This window comes from Acinetobacter sp. Ac8 (genome assembly GCF_055392545.1).
In genome coordinates, this window is record NZ_AP043689.1 from 1,710,722 (window position 1) to 1,723,405 (window position 12,684).

Annotated in this window: 9 protein-coding genes and 1 pseudogene; 4 read left to right on the plus strand and 6 right to left on the minus strand. The window is 39.5% G+C overall.

Going from position 1 to position 12,684, the window contains the following annotated elements:
• Nucleotides 1–30 precede the first annotated feature (30 nt).
• The 3 genes from ACZ5QH_RS08060 to catA all read right to left on the minus strand — a co-directional run bounded on the left by ACZ5QH_RS08060 (nt 31) and on the right by catA (nt 3,879).
• Nucleotides 31–1,593 carry a dynamin family protein gene (locus tag ACZ5QH_RS08060; protein WP_303578120.1) on the minus strand — a complete coding sequence of 521 codons (1,563 nt, stop codon included), beginning with the start codon at nt 1,591–1,593 and terminating at the stop codon, nt 31–33.
• Nucleotides 1,593–2,849 carry a GTPase gene (locus ACZ5QH_RS08065; RefSeq protein WP_004820446.1) on the minus strand — a complete coding sequence of 419 codons (1,257 nt, stop codon included), beginning with the start codon at nt 2,847–2,849 and terminating at the stop codon, nt 1,593–1,595. Before ACZ5QH_RS08065 ends, ACZ5QH_RS08060 begins: the two co-directional genes overlap by 1 nt.
• An 85-nt stretch (nt 2,850–2,934) precedes the next feature.
• Nucleotides 2,935–3,879: a catechol 1,2-dioxygenase gene (gene catA / locus ACZ5QH_RS08070; RefSeq protein ID WP_004721555.1), complete on the minus strand. Its 945-nt coding sequence runs from the start codon at nt 3,877–3,879 to the stop codon at nt 2,935–2,937.
• Nucleotides 3,880–4,439: 560 nt separating this feature from the next.
• Here catA and ACZ5QH_RS08075 point away from each other — a divergent pair.
• On the plus strand, nt 4,440–5,705 hold the full coding sequence (locus tag ACZ5QH_RS08075; protein ID WP_303578119.1) for an OprD family outer membrane porin: 1,266 nt from the start codon (nt 4,440–4,442) through the stop codon (nt 5,703–5,705).
• Nucleotides 5,706–6,266: 561 nt separating this feature from the next.
• Here the strand turns inward: ACZ5QH_RS08075 and ACZ5QH_RS08080 are convergent.
• The 3 genes and pseudogenes from ACZ5QH_RS08080 to ACZ5QH_RS08090 form a co-directional block, all read right to left on the minus strand.
• A pseudogene (locus ACZ5QH_RS08080) lies at nt 6,267–6,374 on the minus strand (DUF2474 domain-containing protein); the annotation flags it as partial.
• 14 nt (nt 6,375–6,388) lie between these two features.
• A complete protein-coding gene (cydB, locus tag ACZ5QH_RS08085; RefSeq protein WP_239045976.1) occupies nt 6,389–7,393 on the minus strand; it encodes a cytochrome d ubiquinol oxidase subunit II in 1,005 nt (334 codons plus the stop codon).
• Nucleotides 7,386–8,843 carry a cytochrome ubiquinol oxidase subunit I gene (locus tag ACZ5QH_RS08090; RefSeq protein ID WP_303577372.1) on the minus strand — a complete coding sequence of 486 codons (1,458 nt, stop codon included), beginning with the start codon at nt 8,841–8,843 and terminating at the stop codon, nt 7,386–7,388. Before ACZ5QH_RS08090 ends, cydB begins: the two co-directional genes overlap by 8 nt.
• 344 nt (nt 8,844–9,187) lie before the next feature.
• Here ACZ5QH_RS08090 and ACZ5QH_RS08095 point away from each other — a divergent pair, with 344 nt between their 5' ends.
• The 3 genes from ACZ5QH_RS08095 to ACZ5QH_RS08105 all read left to right on the plus strand — a co-directional run bounded on the left by ACZ5QH_RS08095 (nt 9,188) and on the right by ACZ5QH_RS08105 (nt 12,311).
• The gene (locus tag ACZ5QH_RS08095) at nt 9,188–9,580 is read left to right on the plus strand and encodes a CidA/LrgA family protein (RefSeq protein WP_262085659.1); all 393 of its coding nucleotides are present in this window, start codon (nt 9,188–9,190) and stop codon (nt 9,578–9,580) included.
• Entirely contained in the window at nt 9,577–10,272 is a 696-nt protein-coding gene (locus ACZ5QH_RS08100) for an LrgB family protein (protein WP_303577370.1), read from the plus strand. The genes ACZ5QH_RS08095 and ACZ5QH_RS08100 overlap by 4 nt, the downstream gene beginning before the upstream one ends.
• 242 nt (nt 10,273–10,514) lie before the next feature.
• The gene (locus tag ACZ5QH_RS08105; RefSeq protein ID WP_303577369.1) at nt 10,515–12,311 is read left to right on the plus strand and encodes a sigma-54-dependent Fis family transcriptional regulator; all 1,797 of its coding nucleotides are present in this window, start codon (nt 10,515–10,517) and stop codon (nt 12,309–12,311) included.
• Nucleotides 12,312–12,684: the final 373 nt, after the last annotated feature.

The window sequence follows — 12,684 nt, forward strand, 5'->3', positions numbered from 1 at the left end:
TTAATGATTTTAAAATGACATTTTCGGTCTTTATCCTTGCATTCTTAATGAATTCGCAATGTATTGTAGTTCCTGTTCGTCATTGATTATGCCTTGCTGGATGATGGCAATTTGCTCTTGAAGATTGCTCAGCAGTTCTTGGCATTGTGCGATAACTTCATCGCTATATTGATCAAGCTTTTGCCACAAACTATGTGAGATCTCGCTATATAAACGGTCATGGCCAATGGCTAAGATCTCGGTTGCATCATCAGCATAAATCACTTCATATGCCAGATGCTCAGCAAACTGTAACGGACTGAGAGGGGTATATTGCAGTTGATAATCCGATAAAGTATTTGCAATATGTTGTGATAGAAGCTGTTGAGCCTGTTGGGTCAGTGCACTATACAATTCATCCACCGCTTGCTGCTCGGCATGTTGCTCTAATAAGCTTGGTAGGGTTGCAATCATACTGCGCCATGTTTGCGTAATGATTTGCTGTTTATGTTGCAGCAAAGCGCTCATAGCATTGCTTAGCTGCAGCTGTAATTGATGCAGTTGTGGCACAACCTCAAGTTGTAAAGGCGTTAGAATTTGTTCTTGTAAATGATGTAACAAGGCTTCCGCAGGTTTACGATGTTTATAAGCCAGAGCAGGTTGGATCAAATGTAAAAGTGCATCAAATAAACGATTAAAACCTGCATTTTGCATGGCCTGATCATTGAAATCCGCATTTTTCAACATCTGTGAGGAGGTTGAAATTGGCGATTGCAACAGCACAGGATCAACTTGCATTGCGATCAGTTGGTCAATAGCGCGGGTTTGAACATCGGTTTCTTGCAGATAACGTTGGTCAGAGGTTTTATTGCATAGAATCTGGCAAATGTCGCCATCGATTTCATCTTCTTCAAAATAATCACTGCGTGTCAGCACTGGCAATAACGGTTTATGTCGGCGTAATTCCTGCCCCAAAGCCGCTAATTCTTTGACTTGACCGGGTGAGGAGGAACTACTGAGCCAAAGGACACCATCCGCACTATCCATAAAGCGTTGGGTTAATGCTGCATTTTCTGGCGTAACGGAATGAAGTCCTGGGGTATCCAATAAAATGAGGTTGTTTGCTAAACAAACCCCTTGTAAGCGTGTGGTGGTTTCTGTGGCACCTTCTTTAAAACGCTCCTGACTATTGATAATTTGACCTGAGTCGAGATAAAAATATTCAACGCTTTGCTGGCGTCTGTGAAAACACTCTGCCAATACATTACAGAATGAACTTTTACCCGCATTGAATTTTCCGAAAATCAGCAAAATAATCTTATCGTCAAAATGATCTGCGATGGATTGTGCAGCATGTAGGGTTTCTAATTGTGTTTCCCAATGGCTGAGATAGCTTTCAAGCTGTGAATTGAGTACTGCGATGTCTTGGGCAATCTGACTATATGATGTCAGTCCAATGGGATTGATACGTTGTTTATTGAGATTGATCGCCAGTTGTTGATGCCACGTGTGCATCTTATTTAAATGCAGGATGATGTCCTGTTCCTGCTGATCAAAAGCTTCGGTGCTCGCAATCAGTGTCTGAATCGAATCATGCGAATCATGGACGGTCATTATACCTGCTCCAAAGTGGTTGATGCCTGTTGAGCTTGTATGATGAGCTGCTGTTGCTGCTGCAAATTAAGTAATTGCTGTTGCAACTGCATTCGATCAGAAGACAATTCAAAATAATGGGCAAATTCACCACGTAAACGCTGACGACCTGATTCTTCGACAAAAATAAGATTGAGATCCTTACGCAGTTTGACTGAAACCCCCATCACCGCAACCATGACCGTATCTAGACTGCGGACATTACTTTTTTGCGTATCGGGTAAACCCACCACACCATAGCGCACCAGATGGCTATTGATTTCGATACAGGCACGAGAATAAGCCACTTGAATACGGTTACGATCACGTTTGCCCGCGGTTACTTTATACATATTGGCAAAAGAATCTGGTTCTAGCGAATTATCCTGCCCAGAGATCTGTAGGACCGGTTGTAAATCTTGACGCACTTTATCTAATATTTGATTGAGATCACGCTCAAAATTTTGGCGTTGCTGCTGTAAGCTTGCTGTAAGTTGCTGAATGTTGCTTTGAATGGTTTCTAGATGCTGGGATAAGCGCGTTTTTAGATCAACAATGATCTGTTTTTTTTCAAATTGACGTATTGCGGGGACTTGCTCAAGCATCAGATGAAGTGTGTGTTGTAGTTCGGGGATACCACTGCGTTGTACCAGTACGGGTTTGGAATTTTCGATACCTTGACGGTGCCGTGTAGCTGATACAGGTCGTATCGTTGCAGTTGGTGCTTGATTTTGAATGCTATCAATAATCTGTGCTAAAACGGCTTGATCTGGAATCTGGTCAATTTGAGTAAGCAGCAGTAAGCTTTGTCGTTGGGTTTGCTTTGCATCTCGCTCGAATTGCTGGAATAAGTGTAATTCATAAGGATCAAACTCACCTTCACGTACCGAATGCACCATTAGGCGAATATCCGCTTTGTTCCACATCGCATCTTGAGCAAGTTGATCATCGATTGTCGCCACATCAGCATCCAAACCTGGTGCATCTAACCAGCGGATTTGATGTTGCAGATGTTCGGAGAGGGCTACCGTTTCTCGTTTATCCGCAACTGAGAAAATATCTTGACCAATAAGCTCATTTAACAGTCGGCTTTTACCATGATTATATTTGCCAATCACTGTAACCGTCGGAAATTGACCTGCCTGTAGAATGGCACGCAGTCGAGCCAGAGCTTTCGCATCTTCAGGTACAACGGCTAAAATAGTATTGCTTGCTGCATCAAAAGTATGAATATCCATCTAAATATCTTTTCCATAAAATAAATCAGGCTAAACCGTTACAGCTCGCCTGATTTCAAGATTCACAAAATGACTTTTAGCTGAATTAAGCTTGTAGGCGAGGGCGGTCAACCACATGGTTATCAACACCATCTACAAGGCGGCTAAGTCTGAGGTCAAATACCATTTCGGCAAATGGACCTTCAACACCGTTGGCTTGGATCGCTGCTGCATCTGTATGTTCGATTGCGTCAACCACAAGGCCTTCACGTGTTGCGTAGGCGAAGTCATCGTAAGTGTACGGGTCGCCAGCAACGTTAATTTGCGTGGTTAGTTTGCGATGACCATCTGCAGATACAAAGAAATGAATATGTGCAGGACGATTACCATGACGGCCTAATTGATTTAACAATTGTTGAGTTGGGCCTTCTGGTGGACAGCCATAACCTGCAGGCAGAATCGTTTGTACACGGTATTGACCTTGAGCATCTGTCATAATGGTACGACGCATATTAAAAGGCTGTTGTTCGCCAGTTGGGTCAAAGTGTGAATAAAAACCTTTGGTATTGGCATGCCAGATTTCAACTTGTGCATTTGGCAGTGGTTGACCATCTGCAGCGTAAATTGTACCGTGCAAAATCAGGGTATGACCATTTGGATCACTGCCATCATCCATACGAGCAAAACCTTGGGCAACAGGTGCACCTGCGACATAAAGGGGGCCTTCAATGGTACGCGGGGTTGGGTTCTCAATACCCAAAGCGGCATCAATTGCATCCATACGCATATCAAGGAAGTGGTCAAAGCCTAAACCAGGAGAAAGTAAGCCTGCTTCATGACTGGTACCTAACTGGTTTAAATATGCAATTGCAGCCCAATATTCGTCAGAAGAAATCTCTAAATCTTCAATGGTCTTAAATAAGTCAGAAACCACTCGATGAATGATTTGCTTAGTACGAGGATTTCCACCGTCTTGCTCAAGTCCGCTGAGTAGGTTAATGAAATTCTGTACTTCTTCCGTCTCGAAAATTCTAATATTATTGGCTGTCATGGCTATCTCCTTAATCTTGCCATAATGCTGGCTTGCGTCATATCTTTTAAGATATGTTGTGCGTTGAGCCAGCATCATTCCTAATCTTGCTTGGTTCATAAATCCTTCTATATACCTTAATTGAATGTAATCCCCTTATCTAGACTGAATTCGGTATCTTTAAATACTTAAAAGGTATATTTAACCTGCTCAAATGATAAAACTGTGATGCTGTCATGCTATAGCTTGAAAATAACAATGTTGTTAGATCATTAAAAAACAATAAAAAATATTTATTTTTCAATATCTTAAAATGTATTTTTATACAGCAAAAAATTGTTTATCTAGGTTTAAAATAGCAGTGGTATGACTGAAAAGGTATAAACATATACCACATTATACATGGAAAATTACATTAATAATTCTGATAATGGGGGAGTGCTGATGTATTCCCTTAATTATATCGTTTTGAATTTATTTATATTTTAAGGAAGTGCAAAAGTTTTTGTCTGGAGGATAAGACAAAGAACACCCTAGAACTTACACAACAAGAATTTCAAAGATTCAGGAAAGGATTTCCCATGTTAAAGCTAAATCTGCTTTATAGAACTCAACGAGTTGCACTTTATACGCTGTTTGGATGTCTGAGTATAGATGCCGCTTATGCCGAGTTTTTAGAAGAGAGTAACACCAGTATTTATTTACGTAATTTCTATAATGAACGTGACTACGAAGATACCAAACATGACCTCGGCAGTTGGTCGCAGGCGGCATCTGGGCGCTTTGAATCGGGTTATAGCGACACTGCGCTACAAGTCGGTTTGGATTTTGGTTTTCAATATGCCCTACGTTTAAATGATCGTTATGATGAACGTTTAGATACCGTTTTTAAATATGACAAAAGTGAAGCCCAACAAGCACGGGATTATTTAAAATTAGGTGCCACCTTAAAACTTAAATATCAAAATACAGAGCTTAAAGTGGGGGAGCTTTTTCCAAAAACACCAGTTTTATTTATTGATGATTCTCGACAATTGGTGACGACCTATGCTGGGGTAATGTTAGAAAGCCAAGACATTCAAAATTTAAAACTGTCCGCAGGCCGTTTTACCCATGTTAATGCCCGAGATGATGATGAATATAGAAAATTCACTTTGGGCAACTCCACAGATCCCAACAAAAGAAGTGATGGTTTAAATTTTATCGGATTAGACTATAAGTTTAGCCCAAACTTCACTGGTTCATACTGGTTTGGTCAGTTGGAAGATATTTATCAACAACACTATTTCAATGCGGTTTATACAGAAAAAGTCAATGAGACCAAGCTAAAAGTAGATGCGCGCTATTTTAATTATAAAGAGGATGGCGATGCTTATTTTGGAAACATCGATGTCCAGTCTGTAGGATTACAAGCGAGTGCACAACATGGTCCAAATACCTTTTTAGCGGGTGTGCAAAAACATTTCGGTGAGGATAATATTCCACTTTTAAATGGTTATGTCCCGCAAGGATATTTACAGACTTGGTCTGCAATTGCATTTTATAAAGCGAAAGAGTTTACTTGGCATGCCTTATATAGTTATGACTTTAAAGATCATGGCGTACCGGGCTTGAAACTGACCTTGCGTTATTTAAATGGTAGTGACATTTATCGGGCTGGCTTTAAGGATAATAAAGAAACCGAGAAGAATTTGATTGTAAACTATACTGTTCCAGAAGGACGGTTAAAGGGGCTTGGAGTGGAATGGCGCTATATTGATGCCAATATTAAATATGGGGTTGGAAACATGCCAGGCAAAGATTTTGTGGAAAATCGTTTTATCACAACCTATACCTTTAAATTCTAAATTTTTGCTTAATCCGATAAATTAAATGGTGCCCCTATTAAAAACAAGGGGTATCATCTTTAGTAGTCAGGACATTTAAGCGTCCAAGTATAGTTAACCTGTAAAAACTGAGACACAAGAATATAATTTCTCTTAATTAACATTTTTAATTAAATCAATTGTATGGAGAAAATAAATTGTTTGATTCTAAAAAGCTTGCATTGCCACACCTTACATTCAAAGTTTAAATATCTTTGCGTAGGCGATGCCTCCCTTTTTAGAGATAAAAAGGGACAAAAATCTTTTATTGAGCGAGGGGTACATCCTATACCCCCGCTCAACGGCGACATCCTTGTCGCCCCACGGTAGGATAAGTATCTATGCTTCAAAAGCACAAAAAGTGAATTGATAACCAGCAGTTTCTAAAAGTTTATACAAATACTTAAGCTTCATTTCTGATCAATGACTTGATGCAAATCAGTTGTATAAATATTTAGGTGGTTTGGCTATAAATAAGGATAAGCATAGTTAAATACTTATCCTTTCTTCGCTAGTCAGATCATCAATAGGTATATGCCTAATAAGCATCAATCTAAATAAACCCGCAATTAAAGCCAATGCCGCAAAACCGAAACACCACAACAAAATAAACCATGTTACAGGGGTGAGTTGTTTGATGTATTTGTTCATCTAAAACTCCTTGATCAATGGTAGCCTTCATCACCAATACGGACTTTGTCTCGGAAAACCCAGTAAGACAAGAAGGTATAAGCGATAATAATTGGGATCAGAATTGCCGCACCGACCAAGGTAAATTTAAGACTTGATTCTGGCGCAGCGGCTTGCCAAATTGAAACTGATGGTGGAATGATGTTTGGCCATAAACTAATTACAAATCCAGTAAATGCCAGAAAAACCAATGCCAGCGTATAAACAAAAGGTTTGACCTCATGTCGTTGCTTACAGGCATGTAAAATTAAACCAGAAAAGAGTACAACTAAAATAGGCACAGGGCTGAAATATATAAGGTTTGGTAATGCAAACCAGCGCTGGGCAATTTCAGGATGTGTGATCGGGGTATAGATACTGACGGCAGCAAAAATAATCATTAACGTAATTAACAGCTTTGGCATCAGCGTATACATGATGTCTTGTAAACGCGCTTCCGTTTTTAAAATCAACCAGCCACAACCTAAAGTGGCATACATGACAACAACACCTAAACCAGTGAAAAGTGAAAAAGGGGTAAACCAATCCCATACACCGCCACTATAAATACCCGCAGAGGTTTGAATACCTTGGATATATGCACCAAGGATAACCCCTTGGAAAAAGCTAGATAAGATCGATCCCCAAATAAAGGCTTGATCCCATAAGTATTTGGTTCGAGTTGCTTTAAAGCGGAACTCGAAGGCAACACCACGGAAAATCAATGCGACCACCATAAATATAATGGGAAGGTATAAAGCAGAGAGTACCGTAGAATAGACCAGCGGAAAGGCTGCAAATAATCCCGCGCCGCCAAGCACCATCCATGTTTCGTTACCATCCCAGACAGGGGCGACCGTATTCATCATGACATCACGTTCTTGTCGGTCTGGAATAAATGGAAAGAGAATTCCAATACCTAAATCAAAACCATCCATCACTACATAAATCAGTACACCTAAACCGATAATGCCGACCCATATTAAAGCGAGATCAATCATGATGTTTCTCCTTATTTTGATCTAGCGGCGCTTGTTGTCCATCGATTGGATCATCCACAGCACTGAGTGGTCGTAATGGGGTTTTAAAATGCCCTAAACCGGTTATTTCAGGATTTAAATGAGTTAAAAACTCAGGTCCAGATTTCATGAGTCTGAACATATAATAAATCCCAGCACCAAATACAACGGTATACACCAATACAAAAATGATCAGACTGAGTCCCACTTGGTCTGCTGTTACGGTATGCGATAACGCATCTTTGGTACGTAACACGCCATAAACCACCCAAGGCTGTCTTCCTACTTCTGTTGTAACCCAACCTGCGAGTAAAGCGATATAACCCGTTGGGCCCATCACAATGGCGAATTTATGAAACCATGTAGACTCGTATAGCCGATTCTTTTTGCGTAACCATAAGGCTGTTAAAGACAGCAGTACCATTAACATGCCAAGCCCCACCATGACACGGAAGCTCCAGAACACGATGGCTACATTTGGGCGATCTTCAGCTGCAAAATCCTTTAATCCAGTGACTTCGCCATCTAAGGAGTGGGTTAGAATCAAACTGCCTAAATAGGGAATACCGAATTCAGTTGTATTTTTTTCTTGTTGCATGTTTGGTGTTGCAAACAGCAGAAGTGGCATCGCATGGTCACGGTTGGTCTCCCAGTGTCCTTCAATTGCTGCCAATTTCGCTGGTTGATGTTTTAAGGTGTTTAAACCATGGTTGTCGCCAATAACCACTTGTAAACAAGAGGTTACCAGCACCATCCATAAACCCATAGAGAATGATTTTTTAATTAATTCATCACGACGACCTTTAAGCAGGTGCCAGCCCGCTGTGCCTACAACCAATAATGAAGACACTAAAAATGCAGCTGTTGCCATATGTGCAAAGCGATAGGGGAACGAGGGGTTAAATACAATTGCCCACCAGTCTGTCGGGACAATGATGCCATTTTCTATTGCAAAGCCTTGTGGTGTTTGCATCCAACTGTTAGAGGATAAAATCCAGAACATGGAAATACAGGTTCCAATGGCGACCATAAGTGTGGCAAAAAAATGGGCTTTTGCGGTGACTCGGCCCCAACCAAAAAGCATGATTCCTAAGAAGCCTGCTTCTAAGAAAAATGCGCTTAAAACCTCATAGGTGAGTAATGGTCCCGTCACACTCCCTGAGATACGCGAGAACTCACTCCAGTTGGTACCAAACTGGTAGGCCATGACAATGCCTGAAACAACACCCATAGCAAATGCAACAGCAAAAATTTTAATCCAGTATTTGAATAGATCTTTGTAAACAGGGTTTTGTGTCCGCAACCATTTCCATTCCAGCAGTGCAAGGAAACAGGCTAAACCAATAGAGGTTGCAGGGAAAATAATGTGAAAAGACACAGTGAAAGCAAACTGAATTCTTGCCAGTTCTAGTGCAGTTAATCCGAGACTCATCGCATGCCCCATGGTTGCTTGAGGCATTGGATTTCTATAGACCCATGACCGTCATGATTAAGTATGGAAAAAACCATAGATCGTTCCATAAAAACTACCTACTTAGAAATAATTATTATGATCTTGCACCATTATTTAGTTGGGATGTAGGTACAGAAAATGAGGAGAAAAAATATAACAGATTTTTAAAACATGGCTAAACTGTTATATTTTTATCGACTGCTTTTGTAGCTATTTTTTTTCTTTAATGCACTGCAAACTACGGATATATCACTCAATTTCAAGTTGAAAAAAGGTATGTACCTTTATATTTAGCTTGAGTCATGATGAATATACGGATGTAAATGACAGTGTTTTATACAATATCTGAGTTAACCACCATTAAGCGCGCGAGCTACCAAATCAGCTTGATTATAGCGATTTGGGGTTTTGCATATATGTTGCAAAAACTGTTGAATTTACCCATTGCATCAGGTGTTTTAGGTTTTTTTATATTGCTGATTTTATTGCAAATGCAATGGCTCAATTTGGAAAAGGTGAGTCTAGGTGCAGATATTCTGTTGGGTGAGCTGTTACTGTTTTTTATTCCGCCAGTGGTCGGTGTGATTCAGTATCAGCAATTGCTTTTGATCAGTGGTTGGAAAATATTTCTGGTGATTTTACTCAGTACCGCTTTGGTGATGGCAAGCTCTGTGTTGATGGTGAAACTATTCTTGCAACAGGATGATGTGGAATGATGGAGTTGTGGGGAATTTTTTACTTGCTGTGGACAGTACTGTGTTACTTTTTGGCAAAGCGCGTATTTGTTTTTACCCAGAAAATATATTTTTCTCCGATTATTGTAGTACCGAGTCTCAGTATTATTTTGATCTTTATATTTCAACATCGCTTTCAAGACTATTACCAATACACTCAATATTTGGTTGCCATGTTAGGACCAATTACAGTGGCATTTGCGATTCCTGTATTTCGTTATAGAGCGATCGTCAAACAGTATTTTTTCGTTTTAATCGTCAGTTCTAGTGTGTCTATGCTGGTGGGGATTTTAAGTAGTTGGCTATTGGCAAGTATGTTCAATTTCGACGAAATTTTGAAAAATAGTCTTTTGGCACGTTCGATTTCTATTCCATTTGCTTTGGAGTTGACTGAAAAAATTGGCGGCTCAATCAGTTTAATTCCCTTGTTTACGGTCATAACAGGCTTAGTGGGGATGTTATTTGGTGATTTTTTACTGTTATGGATGCGCTATAAAAACCGTATTGCTCAAGGCGCTGCTCTAGGAAATGCCGCTCATGCGATGGGGATTGCGCGAGCAAGACAGCGCCATGAATTGGAAGGGGTGATTGCCAGTCTATCCATGATTATTTCAGGAATCATCATGGTGTTATTTGCGCCATTTATGATTTCATTGATTAAACATATTGTTTGATTTCATTTTATTTAGATTGAAAAATGAAGTCTAGATTGCATTTAAAGACAGTATGCAATGTGTAATATAATTGATTTACATCAATATTTATTTTAAATCTCCGTATAGGATTTTGTGATGGTGCTGGTTTTGCGCTACATATTTAATTGTATTTAGCCCTTGTCATATTCTAGAGAGGGTGATTTTATATTGGGATCATCAAAGGGATGATCGAAAGCAACTGCTGGATTTGGAATAGGCTTATGGATGGGTTATCTGAATTTTCTTGGCAAAATATTAAATATAACTTTTACAATACTGGAGAACTGCCAGAGATTGTGCAACGAGATTCACCTATTTTACAGCTTTGGGAAAGTGCAAAAAATTCGGGCTTAAGTCCTTTCTCCAAAATCACTGACTTAGACGAGTTTCCTGTCGCTGACCTTTCACAGGGCGATATAAAATTAGCCGCATTGGCTGAAGGTGTATTAAATGATGTCTGGCGCTTATTTGGGCAACAGGATGTTATCGTTTTCTTAATTAATCATCAGCTTAAAATTATTGCTGAACGTCACAATCCTGATTTAGATGATCAATATCATTATTTATGCACGGGTCGTATTATTGAGCCCTCTGTGTTTGGTGCGATTGCACCGACATGTAGTGTGATGTCTAAACAGCCTATGATCATGACAGGGCATCAACATTATCTAGATGAATTTTCGAATTATTCTTGTGCATCGGTTCCGATATTCAATGGCTGTGGTGATGTACTCGGTGCTTTAGATATCACTTCACCACAAGGGCTTTTGGCGAGCAATTGGTTGCGTCACTTACTTTACCAAAGTTATATTTTGGAAAATAAGATTATTCAGGCAGCACTACAACCTGAACAACGGGTTCTTTATTTTCAACATTCCAAAGATTTGCTGGACAATGCCTATACGGGCATGATGGTACTGGATCAATCAGGAAAAATCCTCAAAGCCAACCAAATGGCGTTGAAACTGCTAAATTGTTCTATTGAGCAATTGTTGCAGCAACCAATGGATCATTTTTTACTCACTGAGCATTTGAATCCATTAAATTCGAGTGATTGTTTTTTAATTCAGAGTTTTGACCATGCATTTTTTTATGCCCAGCTACGCAGTGTGAATGGGCCGTTGCAGAATAAAACAAGCAAATTCACGACACAGCATTTGCTTGATCAAGCGCTGAAAGCATTAAAAGCCGATATTCCTGTATTGATTACCGGAGAAACAGGTACAGGTAAGGATCATTTTGCTCAGCAGTTACATCAGAAGCTCGATGTAGATTTACCTTTTATTTCGATTAATTGCGGTGCAATACCAGATCATTTGCTTGAAGCAGAATTATTTGGTTATGAAGGCGGTGCTTTTACAGGCGCTAAACGGCAAGGCGAAAAAGGTTTAATTGAACTGGCGGATCAAGGCATACTCTTTCTCGATGAGATTGGTGATTTACCGTTACATTTACAAGTGAAAATTTTAAGAGTGTTACAAGATCAGCAGTTCTATCGGGTCGGAGGACGTAAACCGATCAAGTCAGCATTTAAACTGTTATGTGCAACACATCAGGATTTAAAAAGTAAAATACAACAGCAGTCATTCCGCCGTGATTTATATTATCGTATTTGCGGTTTTCAGGTACATTTACAACCCTTACGCTTACGTCAAGATAAACAGATCATTTTACATCACGTTCTGGATCAATTTGGTATAGCACAATGGTCGAGCCATGTAGAAGAACAATTTAATAGGCACGCATGGGAAGGAAATATTCGTGAATTAATTCATGTAGTGAAGCTATCCGCAGCATTTAAAGACAGTGAAATTTTAAATCATTTATATTTACCTGAAGCTGATTTAGCGATTCAGCAGCAAAGTAAGCAACTGATAATAGATGAAAATAAAAACTTAAATAGCTTGACCAAGCAAATGATTGTGCAGGTGTTACAAGAAGAAAATGGCAATATCGCAAGGACAGCGAAACGCTTAAACATTTCAAGAACAACGATATATAAATATATTGGCAATTAATACTGATTTTATTGCAACGTTTACTCCATCCAAAGCTTGATCTTGGGACTGTATATTAGGTCTTGTCGGAACAGCTTGGGCTTTTTTTCTGATTGTTCATCATGCTAGGGCAACTCAACGTTGCCTAAATATCAACTTATTATGTACGCATTATTTTTAAACTTAACTAGCCCTTATTCTTGTTTTTAATCCTTATTCATATTTAACCCCCATCCTTGTTTTATGCCCCCAGTGATTGTCCATTGATTGGACAGTGCATTCTCAATTCTGTCCATTTATTGGACATTGGAAATGTAACCTTGTTTTAAGTCTATGATTATTAATTATAAAAATATTGGCACGCTAACTGCAAATATTCTATGGCTCATATTTG